This is a genomic window from Campylobacter concisus, from assembly GCA_002092835.1.
GTDB classification, from domain to species: Bacteria; Campylobacterota; Campylobacteria; order Campylobacterales; family Campylobacteraceae; genus Campylobacter_A; species Campylobacter_A concisus_K.
Map to the genome: position 1 here is coordinate 331,273 of LVWL01000018.1, position 17,545 is coordinate 348,817.

At 37.1% G+C, this 17,545-nt stretch carries 14 protein-coding genes; 4 read left to right on the plus strand and 10 right to left on the minus strand.

Annotated elements, in window-relative coordinates:
- Positions 1 to 42: 42 nt before the first annotated feature.
- The 4 genes from A3835_03500 to A3835_03515 all read right to left on the minus strand — a co-directional run bounded on the left by A3835_03500 (position 43) and on the right by A3835_03515 (position 3,161).
- Positions 43 to 249: a nuclease gene (locus tag A3835_03500; protein ID ORI08764.1), complete on the minus strand. Its 207-nt coding sequence runs from the start codon at positions 247 to 249 to the stop codon at positions 43 to 45.
- Between the two features lie 87 nt (positions 250 to 336).
- Entirely contained in the window at positions 337 to 1,110 is a 774-nt protein-coding gene (locus A3835_03505) for an iron ABC transporter ATP-binding protein (GenBank protein ORI08604.1), read from the minus strand.
- Positions 1,110 to 2,117, minus strand: coding sequence for an iron ABC transporter permease (locus A3835_03510; GenBank protein ORI08605.1), 1,008 nt, complete (start codon positions 2,115 to 2,117; stop codon positions 1,110 to 1,112). The genes A3835_03505 and A3835_03510 overlap by 1 nt, the downstream gene beginning before the upstream one ends.
- Before the next feature lie 3 nt (positions 2,118 to 2,120).
- Entirely contained in the window at positions 2,121 to 3,161 is a 1,041-nt protein-coding gene (locus A3835_03515) for a peptide ABC transporter substrate-binding protein (protein ID ORI08765.1), read from the minus strand.
- A gap of 231 nt (positions 3,162 to 3,392) precedes the next feature.
- Here A3835_03515 and A3835_03520 point away from each other — a divergent pair, with 231 nt between their 5' ends.
- Together A3835_03520 and A3835_03525 are read left to right on the plus strand one after the other, a co-directional pair.
- Complete coding sequence (locus A3835_03520) at positions 3,393 to 5,624, plus strand: nitric oxide reductase large subunit (protein ORI08606.1); 2,232 nt, start codon at positions 3,393 to 3,395, stop codon at positions 5,622 to 5,624.
- 71 nt (positions 5,625 to 5,695) lie between these two features.
- Positions 5,696 to 6,238: a hypothetical protein gene (locus A3835_03525; GenBank protein ORI08607.1), complete on the plus strand. Its 543-nt coding sequence runs from the start codon at positions 5,696 to 5,698 to the stop codon at positions 6,236 to 6,238.
- A 446-nt stretch (positions 6,239 to 6,684) separates the two neighbouring features.
- Here A3835_03525 and A3835_03530 read toward each other — a convergent pair whose 3' ends face one another.
- From A3835_03530 to A3835_03555, 6 genes are all read right to left on the minus strand, one after another.
- Positions 6,685 to 7,212 carry a 30S ribosomal protein S30 gene (locus tag A3835_03530; GenBank protein ORI08608.1) on the minus strand — a complete coding sequence of 176 codons (528 nt, stop codon included), beginning with the start codon at positions 7,210 to 7,212 and terminating at the stop codon, positions 6,685 to 6,687.
- 80 nt (positions 7,213 to 7,292) lie between these two features.
- Positions 7,293 to 7,715 (minus strand): hypothetical protein, encoded by a 423-nt coding sequence (locus A3835_03535; protein ORI08609.1) that lies wholly within the window; start codon positions 7,713 to 7,715, stop codon positions 7,293 to 7,295.
- Entirely contained in the window at positions 7,715 to 8,737 is a 1,023-nt protein-coding gene (locus A3835_03540; GenBank protein ID ORI08610.1) for a haloacid dehalogenase, read from the minus strand. Before A3835_03540 ends, A3835_03535 begins: the two co-directional genes overlap by 1 nt.
- Positions 8,728 to 9,423, minus strand: coding sequence for a hypothetical protein (locus tag A3835_03545; protein ORI08611.1), 696 nt, complete (start codon positions 9,421 to 9,423; stop codon positions 8,728 to 8,730). The genes A3835_03540 and A3835_03545 overlap by 10 nt, the downstream gene beginning before the upstream one ends.
- A complete protein-coding gene (locus A3835_03550) occupies positions 9,417 to 13,634 on the minus strand; it encodes a hypothetical protein (GenBank protein ID ORI08612.1) in 4,218 nt (1,405 codons plus the stop codon). The genes A3835_03545 and A3835_03550 overlap by 7 nt, the downstream gene beginning before the upstream one ends.
- A 61-nt stretch (positions 13,635 to 13,695) precedes the next feature.
- Positions 13,696 to 14,079, minus strand: coding sequence for a flagellar biosynthesis protein FliW (locus A3835_03555; protein ORI08613.1), 384 nt, complete (start codon positions 14,077 to 14,079; stop codon positions 13,696 to 13,698).
- Positions 14,080 to 14,191: 112 nt separating this feature from the next.
- Between A3835_03555 and A3835_03560 the strand changes: the two genes are divergently transcribed.
- Together A3835_03560 and A3835_03565 are read left to right on the plus strand one after the other, a co-directional pair.
- Complete coding sequence (locus A3835_03560) at positions 14,192 to 14,839, plus strand: outer membrane assembly lipoprotein YfiO (GenBank protein ORI08614.1); 648 nt, start codon at positions 14,192 to 14,194, stop codon at positions 14,837 to 14,839.
- A gap of 8 nt (positions 14,840 to 14,847) precedes the next feature.
- A complete protein-coding gene (locus A3835_03565; protein ID ORI08615.1) occupies positions 14,848 to 17,265 on the plus strand; it encodes an endopeptidase La in 2,418 nt (805 codons plus the stop codon).
- Positions 17,266 to 17,545: the final 280 nt, after the last annotated feature.

Here is a 17,545-nt window from a genome sequence, read left to right on the forward strand (position 1 = left end):
TTGAAGTGAGTGGCAAGGCTAAGCTTTGTAAAATTTATAAAATTATTTTTCTATTCTGCGCTCTTTGCATACATTTTCGCATGGTATGCCGTCACGATCACGGTCAAATCCACTGCGTCCGCATTTTCTTAGATAGTGATATGCTTCTTCGCAACTTTTCATCTCCTTGCAGTAGCGTTTAGAACAATCAAACTTATCAGCCGCATTTGCTATCAATGCAAAAAATAAAATCAAAACTAACTTTTTCATTTTTACTCCAAAGGCGGTATGTGTGAAATAACAAAAAAGTACAAAAGGTGCTTTCAAAAGAATTTATCCTTTTGAAAGCAGATAAATTTAAAGTGGATATGTTAGGCAACACTCTCTTTGCACTTTGTCGATATAACTTACATTTAGATCAAGTCCGTAAAGCTTGCTTAAATTTTCACTTCTGATGATCTCATCAACCGTGCCAAATCCAACCTCGCCATCACCTTTTACAAGTGCCACATATCCGCCAAGAAGCACGGCAAAGTCAGGGTTGTGAGTGGTTAGCACGACCGAGTAGCCAAGCTCTTTTAGCCATTTGACGGTGCGTAGGAATTTATACTGGTTGCCAAAATCAAGCGCGCTCGTTGGCTCGTCAAATATGATCATCTTTGGCTGCGCAGCCATCGCACGAGCGATCATACACATCTGCTTTTGACCGCCACTCATCTGCGTGATAAAGCGATCTTCAAGATACTCGATCTCAAGCTTTTTGGTGTAAATTCTAGCGATCTCTTCGTCCTCTTTGCTAGGTCTTGCAAAGATACCAAGGTGCGCTGCGCGTCCCATCGTGATAAACTCAAGTCCGGTGTAGTCATACTCAGTAACCTCGCTTTGAGCGACATACGCCATGATCTTAGCGCGCTCTTTGTTGCTTAGGCTATCTACATTTTTGCCATCAAGAAAGATCTCTCCTGAAACTGGCTTTAGTGAGCCGCTTATTAGCCCAAGAGTTGTTGATTTGCCAGCTCCATTTCGACCAAGAATGGTTAAAATTTCCCCAGCGCCTATCTTTAAATTTACATTTTCTAGTTTGCCAGCCCCATTTGGGTAGCTAAAGTTTAAATTTTTAACTTCAAGCATCACGCAACCTTTTTATTTCGCCACAAGACCCAGACGAAAAATACTGTGCCGATAAAGCCAGTAAGTACGCCAAGAGGCACTTCGCTCACGCTTATGCTGCGCGCTAAAGTATCTACAAAAAGCAAAAATATCGCACCCATAAATATGCTTGCTGGCATGCTTTTTATGTTATTTGCACCAACTAGCATACGTGCTAAGTGAGGCATGAGAAGTCCTACCCAAGCGACTATGCCGCTTATGCAGACGCTGCACGCTGTAAGAAGCGTAGCGCAAATGATAACGATAGCACGTTCAAAAGCTACGTTTACGCCAAGTCTCGCTGCACTCTCGTCGCCAAGAGATAGCAAATTTATACGCCAGCTCATGGCGATTAGTAAAATGGCGCAGATGATCATAACTGGGGCTATGTACTTTAAATTTTCACTATCAAGCTTTGCAAGGCTACCAAGCTGCCAGTAAACGATGTCAGGTAGCTTTGTTTCGGGATCAGCGACATATTTTAAAAAGCCGATTATTGAGCCCATAAGGCCACTTACGATGATACCAGAAAGAACTAGCATAAGTGTACTAGTACGCCCCATCATCTTTGGTATGGCTAGAGTGATAGCAACAGCTGCTAGACCAAAGCCAAAAGCAAAAGCCTGCACCCAAAATAGCGATAGATCAAAGATAATGGCAGTTGCAGCTCCCACGCAAGCACCAGCCGAGACGCCAAGAAGATCAGGGCTTACTAGCTGGTTTTTAAAGACGCCTTGATAGGCAGCACCACTCACGCTAAGAGCGGCACCGACTAAGATAGCTGCGATGATACGTGGGATACGTAAATTTTCTATCACGTTTGTGATGTTGCTAGCTGCGCCATCTCCAAAACCAAAGCTGTGAGCTAGCACGCTAAAGACGTCGTTAAAAGGTATGTAAAATCTACCAACGCCAAGTGCGACAAAGGCACAAACAAGCGTTAGTAGAGCTAAAAAGATAACAACTATTGAAAAATTTGCGTTTTTCATATCTTACTTACTGCTACCGTCTGGATTTAGACCTTTTAAGATATAGCCATACTCTTTGTCACTAAGATCGTGATTTAAAAATTCTTTATAAAACTCTTTTGTTTTTACTTTCATATCGACATCTTTAAATAGATCTGGTTGGATAGTCTTTGCTGCCCATAAAATTTGAAGTACGTTTTCAGCACCATATCTATCCCAGCTAAATACACCTTTTGGGTTACCGTAAATTTTGCCGTTTTTAACAGCGTTTGAGCCAGAGAATGCAGGGTGCTCTTTTATCTTTTTGATCTGTGCGTCTGTGTCATTACCACCAACGATGATGATATCAGGGTTTGCATTGATGATCTCTTCAGCGCTAACTTCGATCATTGAACCCTCAGTATTGATAGCATTTACGCCTCCACCTAGCTTGATCCAAGTGTTTTGGATAGTGTTTGTGCCATCAACTTTTAGTAAATTTGCGCCACCAAGCAAGTGAAGTACTTTTGGACGTTTAGCGTCAGGGATGTTTTTTGTTCTTGCTGTTACAAACTCAGAGTTATCGTGGATTTTATTAGCAAGTTTTTCAGCTTTTTTTCTAGCATCATCAGTGCCTATGACTTCAGCTGTTGCATAGATGCTTTTCTCCATATCTGGATAGTCTCTAAAGATCAAATTTACCGCGCTAAAGCCATTTTTGATAAGTTCATCTTGAAAATTTTTGTTATACACTATGATAACGTCAGGTGCAAGTTTAACAAGCTCTTCGATCTGAAGGTCTTTGCCATTTAGTGCAGCTGGTAAATTTTTAAGTTTTGGATAGACGTGCTCAAACCACTTGTTGTTTTTGATCAGATCAGTTGTGGCTACAACCTTATCCATACCGCCAAGTGCTAGGATGATCTCGTTGTTTGCATTCCACAGTGCAGCGATCTTTTCTACCTTTTCAGGCACGCTTACTTTGACACCTTTCATATCTGTGATGCTTCTTGCAGACTCAGCTGCGCTTAGGCTAAGAGCCGCAAAAAGTGAAGCAACAAGGCTAAATTTAGCTACTTTGTGCATGAAATTTGTTTGCATATTTTTTCCTTTATTTTTGAAGTATAAACATGTATGTTAATAATATTTATATTAATTCTATGTAAATTTTGCATATACATTATGAAGAATTTGCATATATTGTAAATTCTTATAAAACTAATGGGATAAATTCTCTCCTTTTGTTGACATATGTCATTATTTGCTTTTTTAAAATGAGATAAACTTCGCCTTAAAATTTTTAAAAAAGGAGAATCAATGCGTGAATACAAAAAGTATTGGCTAGCACTTGTTGCAGTACTAGTAATTTGCTTTAGTATTTTAGGCTACTACGGCGTTGAAGTTTATAGAAGCTCGCCACCAGTTGTAAATTTTACAGATGAGAATGGCAATGTCGTTATCGACAAAGAGAGCATCTATAAAGGTCAAGAGGCCTGGCAAAGCATAGGAGGTATGCAAGTTGGCTCTGTTTGGGGACACGGCGCATATCAAGCGCCTGATTGGAGTGCGGACTGGCTTCACAAAGAGTTAGTTATATTTTTAGAGTTAAAAGCAGATGAAATTTATCACTCAAAATATGCTGACTTAAATGATGATCAAAAGGCAAATCTAAAAGTTCTACTTAAAAAAGAGTACCGAGAAAATGACGTAAAAGACGATAAAATCGTACTTAGCAGCGATAGATTAAAGGCTATGAAACAAGTAAGCCAAGAGTATTCATCACTTTTTGGAAATGACCCTAAGTTTAAATCTTTAAGAGAAGCTTATGCGATGAAAGAAAATACTCTTCCAAATGCTTCTGATAGAGATGATCTTAATAACTTTTTCTTCTGGTCAGCCTGGGCAACCGCAGCAAATAGACCTAATAGCGATGCTACATACACAAACAACTGGCCACATGAGCCACTAATAGATAATGTACCAACAAGCGAAAATATCTTTTGGTCAATCGCAAGTGTTGTAATACTTATTGCTGGTATTGGATTTCTTGTTTGGTTTAGCTCTTTTTATGGTAAAAAAGATGATGAAAAGTTGGAAACTATTAGCGAAGATCCGCTTAGTAAATTAAGCCTAACTCCATCTCAAAAAGCTCTTAAAAAATATCTTTTTGTAACTTTGGCTCTTTTTGCTTTCCAAATTTTAATAGGCGGCTTTACAGCTCACTATACAGTAGAAGGACAAGAATTTTACGGTATAAATTTATCAGCTTATATTCCTTATTCACTTGCTAGAACATGGCACATTCAGGCTAGTATTTTCTGGATTGCGACAGGATTTTTAGCAGGCGGTCTTTTCTTAGCACCTATTATAAATGGCGGCAAAGATCCAAAATTCCAAAAGCTTGGCGTAGATTTGCTATTTTATGCACTACTAATCCTTGTAGTTGGCAGTTTTGCTGGCGAGTATTTAGCGATCGCAAATATTATGCCTATAAATTTAAGCTTCTGGTTTGGACACCAAGGATATGAATATATCGAGCTTGGACGTGTTTGGCAAATTATTTTATTTGTTGGCCTTGTCATTTGGATGCTACTTTTACTTCGCGGATTTATCGGCGGATTTAAGAACAAAGGTGATAAAAATTTACTTGCTATCTTTGCAGCTTCAGCCGTTGCAGTTGGATTATTTTACGGAGCAGGATTATTTTACGGCCAAAGAAGTCCACTTCCAGTGATGGAATACTGGCGCTGGTGGGTTGTACACCTTTGGGTTGAAGGCTTTTTTGAGGTCTTTGCTACCGCTTCACTTGCTTTTGTATTTGTTAGTCTTGGTCTTGTTTCAAAGAGATTTGCTACGTTCTCAACACTTGCGAGTGCATCACTTTTCTTAGTAGGCGGAATTCCAGGAACTTTCCACCACTTATATTTTGCGGGCACTACAACACCTATAATGGCAGTTGGCGCTAGCTTCTCAGCACTTGAGGTAGTTCCTCTTGTATTGCTTGGCGCTGAAGCTTATGAGCATTACAGACTTCAGTTTGCTCAAACTTGGGCTAAGACATTAAAATGGCCACTTTACTGCTTTATCGCAGTTGCTTTCTGGAATATGCTAGGTGCTGGTGTATTTGGATTTTTAATCAATCCTCCGATTTCACTATTTTATATCCAAGGCCTAAATACGACTCCAGTTCACGGACACGCTGCGCTATTTGGCGTTTATGGATTTTTGGCACTTGGATTTGTTTGGCTAGTAGCTACTTATCTATTCAAAGGTCAAGAATTTGATGAGAAACTTATGAAGGTAGGCTTTTGGGGCTTAAATATAGGCCTTATGCTAATGATCGTGCTTTCACTACTTCCAATAGGAATTTATCAAGCATTTGCAAGCCTAGAGCATGGTATGTGGTATGCAAGAAGCGCTGAGCTTTTACAACAATCACACTTACAAAATTTAAGATGGGTAAGAATGATTGGTGATACGATTTTAATAATCGGTGGAATCAGCTTCCTTGCACAACTTCTAAAATTTATGCTTAATAAAAAAGCTTAAAACTAAAGGGGTATTTTGCCCCTTTATTAAGCTATCTTTTCATAAAATAACGCAAATTTAAAAGGAAAGAAATGATTATATTTTTTAAAAGAATTTGCATTATTTTTATAATACTCTTACACTCTTTTTTGGCTCTTGTAGTTGATTATTCATTTCCACACTATGCAAATGTACAAATCACAGGTGGCGATGTCAAACGTATGGACAAAGATGGTATCATCGATGCTAAAAATCCGGCTGATGGCCCTACCAGAGATGTTTATTTTATCTACACTAAAGATTCTAATAATTCAAATAAAGTCATGGCTTATAGAAATGAAGATACTGCATGGGGATTTCCGTTTTATTTTAAATTTAACTCAGCTGATGTACAAGCCAAGGCTCAAGGCTTTGCAAATAGCGATAAAAACGTAACTGTAAAATATTATGGATATAGAATTTCTATGCTTCAAGAATTTAGAAATGTCATCTCGCTAAAAGAAAGCGGCACTGATACTAGTTGGCCGGTAGCTAGCTATGTATTTTACTTTATCTTATTTATCTCGCTAATCATTTGGATAAGAAAGATAAATAAGGCCTTTAGACCAAAAATTAGTGAAAATTTAGAGAAATAGATAGTATTTGTTTTAGCTATTTGATATTTTAAAAAAAAAATAAAAAGAGAGCTTTGTCCCTCTTTTATCCTTAAAAATTTCTAGTGCTATCAAGTATTTTTAGCTCGTTCGCTCTGCTATGCTCCTCTACGCTTTCTCGGTCTATAAAATAAAATTCTACATCTAGATTATTTTTAAGAAAATCACCCGCTTTTTTATGGCATATAATTCTTTGCCTTGCCATTCATCATTTGTGACCTAGTTTAGTTCGCCAAGATATTCTTAAAATGGCTTACAGGGAATCCTTCTTGCATCTAGATCTATCTTACGCAAGGATATCTATTCTATTTTTGAAAATTTAAAGCCATTTGCTAGCGTATCAGTTTTTGCAACAAGATTTTTTAGATTTTAGAAAGAAAATTTATAGTGGATTGGCATAAATTTTAGGGGCAAAGCTGCCCCTAATTTTAGTAAAGACCGAAAGTTCCGTCTGTTCTTTTGTAGATCACACGCATTTTTGCGTCAACATCGTTAAATACATAAAATTGTTTATCGCTTGATTTTAGTTTTTCAAGTGCTTCTTCGACCTCAAGTGGTTTATAAATTTCAAGTTCCATAGGTACGATCTCCTCGACACCTTCGATCTTTTCTTCTCCTATTCTTGAGCGAAATTCTTTGTCGTCAGCCTTGCCTTTAACAGTAAATTTCTTATCATGCTCTCTTCTTAAAACTTTTGATGCTTTTTCGATAGCAAGATCGATCGCAGCGTAAAGATCTTTATCTTTTTGGCGAACGACTATGGTGTCTTTATGGGCCATATTTAGAGAAAATTCTGCGTTAAAACCTTTTTTTCCTTGTTTTTCATCAGCTGCTACAACACATCTTACTGAGATGATGTCGAGATTGTATTTACCAAGCGTATCAAAAGCGTCTTGGATATAGTTTTTGATTGGCTCTGTTAGCTCAAATTGTTTTCCTACAATGCTTATGTTCATCGTAATCTCCTTTATAGAAAGTAAGATGATTATAACACGCTAAAACTAAAAACAAATTAAACTAAAATCTTTATAAAATTTTAAAATTTCTGAAGAGTTCGTTTGTGAAAATTTATAGGATTTGGCATTTTTTTATCTTTTGATGTTACAAAAACATCAAAGATCATGTTGCCAGTACTTGCGACTCCGTTTGTTCCTGGCATAATTGTCGGTGGAGTGCATATGCCGATATCGCCAAAGTAAGTTATTTTTACTTTAAAGTCGAACATATCGTTAAATTCTCCATCTACTTTATCTAAACATTTGTTTGAAAAATCAGTTCTAAAAATTTCAAACATCGCATACTCTGCTGCTGCTTGAGCAACGAGTTGTGCTTGCTCCCTTAGATAAATTTCACTGCTTTGTCTAGCTGATGTGCTAGCTATCGAAAGGGCAAGAGTACTGATAGAAGCTGCTACAACTAGAAAAAATATCGCTGCTATTAACGTAAATCCTTTTCTCATTAATAAACCGCCTTTGATTTGCAAATGGTTATTTCTGATTTTTCTGCTTTAAGGCAGAGCTTTAGCGCGATGACTCCATTTTTTTCCGTGAAGACAAATCTTGTTACATGTTTAGCTAGCGTTGCACTTTCGGCTTTGATATCCTTTGTAGATGTTGAGCTAAATTTTTTAAAGCTTTCATTTAGCCATGGCCTATAATTGTAGTAAATTTTAAGGTCAAAAGAGCCGTTTTGTATATCCTCGGCACTTTGCTCAGCTGGTGCTATGGCAATGGCTGTATAGGCTAGTTTATACTGTTCTGAAATTTTTTTATTTTTAAAATCATTTGAAATTTTAAGTGTGTCGATTGACTGTATGCCTACTTTTGCAATATCTAAGTGTCTTTGGTCTAAATTTTCTTGATAGCCAAAGCTACTACCAACTCTATAAAGTATGCTAGAAAATATCGCTACTAAACCACCATTTTCATTATCGGCGTTTATACACCTAGAGCCGCTATTTACATCTTCTTCATCGCTATCATTTTCGCAGGTCAAGTCCATTACGCCGTTTCTAAAAGCATCATTAAATTTGCTTCCAGGGCTTTTTAATCCATTTGCAACAGAGCTATTTGCAAGATCTACATATCCGCTATATATGCCTTCTTCGATGATAGGATCTCCGTTAGTATCATCTCCTTTGTATTCGTTGATACCATCAAATAGCTCATAAGCAGCTGGGATAAATTCTAAAATTTCAAAGTCACTACTTAAATTTACGCCACTATCATTTAGAGCTAGATAATCTCCATTTTTTTTCCTGGCGATAACGCTTTGTTTGATTCTGTGGCTAAGTAGCATTGAAATTTGCTCAAGAGCGATTTCACTTTGTGTTTCTAGTTCGTTTATTACTTTGCTTTGAAAATAGTTTTGATATAAATTCATAAGCGTGTTAAAGCTCATAAGTGAGATAACACCAAGTACGGTGATGACTATTATTAGCTCAATTAATGTAAAAGCTTTTTTTGTTTTTTTCATTTCCATTCTTTTACACTTAGAGTACTGCTTTCACCTATATTAAAGGCATATCCATAAAGTACGCTTTTGCTCTCTTTTGTAGTTTTCATAGTCGTATCTAGCTTTATTTGTAAAACGTCGTTATCGTTTAAAGGAGTGCTAACTACAAATTTATCAGCTCCATTTGTTATAGTTGGAGTCGTCTCTGTATCTATGATAAAGTCGCGTTTAGTAGTGCTAGCAGTTGGTGAGATGGATTTTTGAGTATTGAAATTTTTGATAGATTTTACTTTAAAATTTACGCTTTTGATTGATTCTGGAAGCTTTGAATCACTAGGCCTTGTGGCACATGCAGATGAATTTTGCACCGGATATGCAAGTATCCTATGTCCTTCACCTTTTACACCGCTTTTTTCATAAAAATCCGGATTTGCCCCTTGGTCGCAGATAATAAGAGGAAAAATTATAGCCTCTTGAGTCGTTATGGATGATGGCATGGTATTTTTACCGGCTATTAAGACTTGATCGCTAAATGGTGCTTTTAATATTAATGACATATAAGTTTTAGCATTCATTAGTCCTTCTTGCATTAAGGACTGCTCGCTTAAATTTGAAGTAGTTCTTACTGCTAGTGGCAAGCTTGCACTTACTATGGCTACTACAAGCACTGACAAGATAAGCTCTATCAATGAAAAGCCACCTCTTTTTACCACTCTATTCTCCTGTTTGTCTTATCGCTTATATCTAGGTTACTATCACTATTTGATTTTACTCCTATAAAACCTCCAACTGCACCGCTTGTCTTATCTTCTATATTATTGCTCTTTAGGACTTTACCAGCCCATTCGCCATTTGGTACTAGAAAATTTAGATTGAAATTATTTGTTTCAGGTTTCTCATCAAATTCACTATAAAGAAGCCAACTAGGTGCTCTCATTTTAGCCACATCAGTAACTGCTGACGGGTTTCTTATAAAAATTATCTGCTCGCCATTGCTTATACTGCTTACATCATTTCTTAAAACAGTACCGCTGTAAGTGTTTGTAAAGCTAAAGTCGTGATAGTTAAGTACTCCTGCGCTATGTTTTGGATTGGTAGCCCAAAATGGTGCAGCTGGAAAGTCTTGCCATAGTTTGCCATTATCTTTCATATAGATATTTTTATTGCATCCATCGCAGTAGGCACCATAATAAATTTTGGCATAAAAGCCACTATAAAGCCCTTCATAAAATGGTGCATAAACCCTACCAAAGTAAAATTTTGCCGTTGTTTCTGTTGCTGGTTTTTCATATTTTTTTACTGTATCGGTGCTATCTGACATGCCACTAAAACTAAAATCATTACTTGAAATAGTAAAAGGATTTTTAGCATGATTTACTTTTCTTTCAAAATTAAAATATACTTCACCTTTGCCTACGCCATTTACAAAAGTGTTTTTCTCTACATAAAATGTTGATTTTGTAGCACTTGGATCTATTGCTTTTCTAGTATTTGAGCCAGGAATTTCAAAAAATAAAATTTCTTCATTTGCTTTTGCTAATGTACCGGCATTGCCATCATTATCTGTAAAATTTAAAGGAACTCTATCTAGCTTTATATCAAAGTTCATATTCTTTGCATAGCAATCTTCATTATAAAGTTTTGCAGGGTCATCGTTAAACAACCTAGCAGTTACTTCAAAGTCAAGCTTTGCTTTTTGTATGCCTTCATTATCAAGGTATGTTATATCGTTATCTTTTGTTATCTTTAACTTGCTTATTTGTATATCTTTTGGTCTAAATAAATAATCTCTATTACCTTCTAGCTTTATATTGCATCCGATTCTTCCTTCTTGAGCAGTGTCTTGTGATGGATCGTTGCTAATTGAGTTTTTTACACAATCATCAGCTCTTGATGGTGTATGTTGATCAGTTGCTGTATAGTCTTTGTCTAATACATAAAAATATGTATCACCTATATCCGAGTAAGAAAAGCCAACAGGCCCACTTGATGTGTGACGGAAAATTTTACCCAATGCTTTATTTGGATCGTTAAAATCTACGCTTAGTTTGTTCTCGCTCTCTATAATGCTAGGATCGCAAGTCGCACTATATGCTGGTACAAGTTTTATCTCTCCATTTGAGCCACTTATGTTATTTATATAACCATTTGCTAAGCCACTATCAAGAGGTTTCATAGCCGCAAGAGCAATGTTGTTATAGGCTTTGCCGCCTATTAAAACATTGTTATTATTGATCGTATTCTTGTCAGTATCCCATAGCCTAAAGTGACTTGGTCTTATGGCAAAATCATCTAATTTTTCGCATTCAACCTTTGTAGTATTTGTCACTGGATCAAGATGAGAAATTCTAAATTTTACGCTTTTATAGGCTCTATTAATACTAATGCCTGACAACAAAATATCAGTTACGCCATTAAATGTTATATCTTGTTCATATAAATTTGTTGGAGCATTGCAAGACTCGACCAACTCTACTTTTACATCCACTGGAGCATCTGGTACTTTTTTATTGCCATCTGTATCATAGTTCGTGATATAGACATTAAATGGCGTAGAAACGATTTTAGTTAGAAGTCTATTTTTAAATTTAGCTTTAAAAGTTGCCGAGCCATCGTCTTGTCTATTGCTTGCGACGAAATTATTTGGACTGGCACTAACGCCTAAAGTAATGTTGTAGTTTTGATTGCTGCATCTTCTTATATATGTGTCATAGGGCTGTAAATTTATATCAGCATTAGCAACTGTGGCTTTGTAACTATTTGGCTCAAATTTAGACTTAAGGGTCGTCTCATATATGGCATAAGCGTAGTTACCTTGATGAATTAGCATTTCTCCACCCTTATTTGCAGCAGCACCTTGTCCTAAATAAAAAGTTAAGTCGCTTCCGCTTAATTGCTGCAAGCCTGTGTTGTCGTTATAGTGTACCTGTCCTGACATAGTAAGTAGATCACTAGGTCCTTGCGATGCTTTATCTGCGTATATGTAAGTTGAGTTTGGATTATAAATTTGGCTTGGATCTATTGTAGCTTTTAGTGCAAAGTCTTGGGCAGCTTCATTAGTATTGTTTGTAACTTCAACGAAAGTTTTTAAAATAGTATTTGCTGGCACTACTGTCGGGGTATTTTCCTGCACCTTTGTAAAAGTACTATCGCTAGGTTTTTTTGCATAAATATATTCCATATAGCAAACATCTGGTTTATATATACGGGTAGAAAAGCCTACCATAGCCAAATTTATACGGTCAGCGCTTACAACATTAGCACTGCCTGAATTTTTAATTGTTGTAACTGTAAATTTTATATCTGCTTCTTTTTGGGAATGTGACATTTTGTCTGATATATCAAATATATCTAAGTCTGCTTGAGAGTGAAATTTTTTGCCTAGATTTATAGGTTGTCCAAATTTTGTCATGGTTGAGTTAAATTGATCACCTTTTGCATTGTATTTGCTGGTTATACTCAGATAGCTACCTTCGTTTTCTATTTCAATATTCTCACCTTTTGTTTCTGGCTTTCCACCAAAAGAAAACATTGTAAGCGTAGCATTTATATCGCCTGCTTTTGGTGTATAGATATTTTCAAATTTTACATCTACGGTTGAGCTCTTTACAGTACCAAATGGATCGCTTGACTTCATCCAGTCTGCTGCAAGTCTTTCTAGTCCATCAAATATACTAACAAGTTTTGGCTCTATATTGTTTGCTGCGGCAGTTTTATCATCAAAGTCATAAATGATGACCAAACTCCAAGCTGCAAATTGTGGTGCGATGGATTGTATCCAGTAGCCATTTTGTCCTTGGACTGGCGAAAACAGCAGTGTGCCGTATGTTTTTTTTAATTTTCTATTAGTGGAATTGTTTACCTTATATATGCCATCATTTGGGTCTATAAATTCATCACTAAAGGGAATCGTAGTTGATCTGATATTGCCAGCATAAAATGTCCTATCTGACTCACTAGTACCAAGAGAGTCTCTAACTATATCTGTTACATCAGCACTTGCTACATATTGGTAGTTTATTCCAGCCTTTACATAGTAGCTATTAGACTCGTTTTGATTATATGATTCAAGAGTCATTGATTTTGGTTTATACTCACTAAATGAGCCAAACCAAAAGACATCTTTTGGATCAGCATCTATTGTAATTATATTTTTTCCAGGAGCTTTAAAATCAATCCTGCTATATCCTTTTATGTAATTTAAGGCGCTTACATATAAATTTGACCCAAGATTTTTTATTGCCCAGTTTTGATAAAGAGAGCCACCCCAGTAAAGTCTGGCATAGACCACATTTTTACCTTTTAAATTATTTTGTATAAAGGTATTTTTCTCACTAAAATCAAATGTGGAAGAGGATGAATTTTGACAATAAGGATACTTGCTAGGATTATAAATATATGTTTTTTGACAAAGCGTGTAATTACTAGACGTAAAACTACCAGTATTTAAAAATATTCTATCGGCTGTAGATGATGTTTTTGTTACGTTAGATGGATCTGGAACAAAATTATATCCAGTGTATTGCGGAATCATAATAGTAGCACCAATGGTAGCTATATCGCCATTTACTCTGGTATTTAGATTGCCATTTATTGATCTTTGTCTTAAGCCTTTAGAGTGATCATCCCACATACCTATTAGTGATCGTTGATTCCATGGAGAAAATTGCTCAACGTAAATATGATAGTGGTCTTGTGCTAAACCTGAAGAAAAGCTATTGGTATCTATCGTCCAAGTTCTATCAGATTTTCTTATACAATGTGGGATATTTTTAGAAGAGTTGTCTTGATACTCTTCAGCGTCTATAAAGCAAGAATAATTTGCTCCACTACAACCAATAGATGCTGCTTCTGCTGTCGTACAAGCTCTGGGTGCACAAAAACCAAACGTGACAATAAAACAGAGTAAGTATGCTATCTTCACAACAAATCCTCTAAATAACAATAAAAAATCTCTCCTTAGATTTTCTAAAAGCTTTTAGCTACTATTTTTGTATAAAATTTTCTATCATTTCAGCTTGCCCATACTGAGGATATTTGGCAATGTCTAAAACGACTTGAGATAAGGTCATGTTGTCCATATTGCAAACGATAGGAGCTATAAAATTTACAGTTGATTTTTCAAGCGGGAGTGCAACAACGATAATGTTATAAATTCTGAGTTGAGAGCTTTCTTTAATCTCCATAAGATCTTCATAATAGCTTGGAATATCGAATTCGTAGCTTCTTAATGCAAAAGGATTTATCATTGTAAAAGATGTCTCATCATCTTTGCTTGCTAGCTTAACAAAAAATTTATCAAGTTCAATTAACGCCATCGTCTTGATATGCTCAAAGCCTAAAATAGGGCTTTTAACACTAAAAATCATACTAACTCCTGTTTTGTAAAATTGCTGTATTTTATCATAGTTTTAAAAAATTTATACAAAAATAATGCCAAAAAATGTAGAATACGAGGATTTAAATTTTTTAAGGAAAAGCATGAAAAGATTTTCTAAATTTCTAGCAGTCGTAGCTCTTTTAGGGCTTTTTAGTGGTTGTGCTGAAAAATACACCGAACTTTACAATCTAACTCCAGATGAGTGGTACGCTCAGGTCATCGCTGACATCAAAGATGGCGATCTGGAGTCAGCTGATAAACACTACGTTTCAATGGCTAGCGAGCACGTTGCAAGCCCGCTTTTGGAGCAGATTTTACTCATCCTTGCCCAAGCTCACGCAAATGACGAAGAGTATCTCATGGCAAATCACTATCTTGACGAGTACATCAAAAGATATGGTGACAACGGTCCAAAAACAGAGTTTGCTCAGTATCTAAAGATAAAAGCAAATTTTGACTCATTTACTCAGCCAAACCGCAACCAAAAGCTTATGGAAGATAGCGTAACAGAGATCGAGAAATTTCTTTATATGTATCCAAATACTGAATATAAGCCACTTATTGAGACTATGCTTATTAAATTCAAACTCGCGCTTTACTTCCTAGATATGCAAATAGCTGATCTTTACAATAGGACTGGTCGTGATGTTTCGGCCAAAATTTACGAGCAAAAACTTGAAGAGTCACCGTTTAGAAATTCTGACCTTATCAAGCCTGATGTAGCATGGTATAGAAAACTATTTGAATAGGAGAAATTTTGCAAATAAACGAAAATAAAGGCTTCCCAACCGAAATTCCCATTATCGTTGAGGACGAGCTATTTTTATATCCATTTATGATAACTCCGCTTTTTTTAAGTGATGATGAAAATTTAAAGGCACTCGAACTTGCCATACAAGAAGAGACTCCGATCCTTGTGGTGCCTACAAAGCCTCAGCAAGACGGCGCTAGAGATTTTGATGGCATCTATGATGCTGGCGTGATCGGCACGATAATGCGCCGTGTGCCGCTACCTGATGGACGTGTAAAAGTACTATTTCAGGGCATTGATAAAGGTAAAATTTTAAAACAATCAGGCATAAATCCGCTCCGCGGTATCGTTGATATGCTCCATGTCAAGCGCCCATCACAGGTCAAAACTGATGCACTTATAGTGGTTTTAAGAGAAAAAGTAAGAGAGCTTTCGCAGTTTAGCCACTTTTTCCCGCCTGATCTTTTAAAAACGATCGAAGAGAGCGCTGAAGCGATCAGGGTTTGCGACCTAGTCTCAAGCGCGCTTCGCTTAAAAAAACAGATCGCATATAGCTTTTTTGTCGAGGAAAATTTAGAGCAGCGCTTGCTAAAACTAATCGACTATGTTATCGAAGAGATCGAGGCAAATAAGCTTCAAAAAGAGATAAAAAATAAAGTCCATTCAAAGATCGATAAGACAAATAAAGAGTATTTTTTAAAAGAGCAGTTAAAGCAAATCCAAGCCGAGCTTGGAGCGGACACGAGCCGTGAAGAGGAGCTTGAAGAGTACCGCAAAAAGCTTGATGCGAAGAAGAAATTTATGGCCGAGGACGCCTACAAAGAGATCAAAAAACAAATAGATAAGCTTTCGCGCATGCACCCAGACTCAGCTGACGCAAATACCTTACAAAGCTACCTTGACTGGGTACTTGAAATTCCATTTGAAAATGTAGCTAAGAAAAAATCATCCATCACCGAAGTGAGCAAGCATTTAAATGCCGATCATTACAGCCTTGAAAAGCCAAAAGAGCGCATCGAGGAGTATTTTGCCTTGCGTGAGCTTTTGGAGCTTAGAGGCGTTGGTGAAAAGGTAAATAATGGCGCTATTTTATGCTTTGCAGGCCCTCCAGGCGTAGGCAAAACAAGCCTCGCAAACTCGATCGCAAAGGCACTAAAGCGTGAGCTAGTCAGGATCGCACTTGGTGGGCTTGAGGACGTAAACGAGCTAAGAGGTCACCGCCGCACCTACATAGGCGCTATGCCAGGTCGTATTGTGCAAGGGCTCATAGAAGCTAAACAGATGAATCCAGTGGTTGTTTTAGATGAGATCGACAAGGTTGGAAGAAGCTACAGGGGCGATCCGACTGCTGTTTTACTTGAGATTTTGGACCCAGAGCAAAATAACAAATTTAGAGACTACTATCTAAATTTTAACATCGATCTTAGCAAGATCATCTTTATCGCTACAGCAAATGATGTGAGTATGATCCCAGCCGCACTTCGTGATAGGATGGAGTTTATCGAGCTTAGCTCATACACACCACAAGAAAAATTTGAGATCGCTAAAAAATATCTATTGCCTCAAGAGCTTAAAAAGCACGGCCTAAAACCAAGCGATGTTAGCATCAGCAAAGAGGCACTTGAGCTAATTATCAGCGACTACACAAGAGAGAGCGGTGTGAGAAATTTACGCCGTAGGATCGCTGATATATTAAGAAAAGTTGCTAAAAATATCCTTATCAAAAAAAGCGAGGGCAAGATCGGTGTCACAGCTAAAAATTTGAAAGAATTTTTAGAGAAAAAGGTCTATGAGATCGAGCCAGCGGATAAAAAAGATCAGATTGGTCTAGTAAATGGCCTCGCGTGGACTAGTGTCGGAGGTGACGTGCTAAGGATCGAGGCTATCAGGATCCAGGGTAAAGGCAGCATGCAAATCACCGGTCAGCTAGGCGATGTGATGAAAGAGAGCGCTCAGATCGCATTTAGCGTGGTAAAAGTGCTGATCGATAACAAAAAGCTAAAAGTGCCGATGGCTATCGTGCCAAAACTAGATGATGATAAACACAAGCTAGAAGCCAGCGACGTTTATAGACGTTACGACCTTCACTTGCACGTGCCAGAGGGTGCGGTGCCAAAAGACGGCCCAAGCGCTGGTATCACGATGACAACGGCGATCGCATCGATACTTACTGATACAAAAGTAAGACATGATGTGGCGATGACTGGTGAGATCACGCTAAGTGGCAGGGTGCTGCCTATCGGCGGGCTAAAAGAGAAGCTCATCGCCGCTCACAAAGCTGGCATCAAAACAGCTCTGATACCTCGCAAAAACTATGATCGAGACCTTGTAGATATCCCTGCTGAAGTAAAGGGTGATATGAAGATCATTGCCGTAGATACGATAGAAGATGTCTTAAAAAACGCTCTTGTAGCTAAAAAATAATCCTTTCCTAACCCTAAGTGAGATTAGGGCTAGGAAAATTTATAAATTTTGATGATTCTAAAATCCAAACAAAAAGCCATATAACGCACAAAAGCAATTAATAATTTAAACAATATAAGCACATGCAGCACAGTAGAGAAAAATAAATTTTAAAATTTATGAGCGAGCATATCACGCTTCCAAATTCAGTAGCAAGCAAATAGCGAGACCTGAATTTTGGTAAGTTGCTAAGGCGATTGAGTAAAGTTTTAAAATTTGTAAATTTGCTTTATTAAATCAA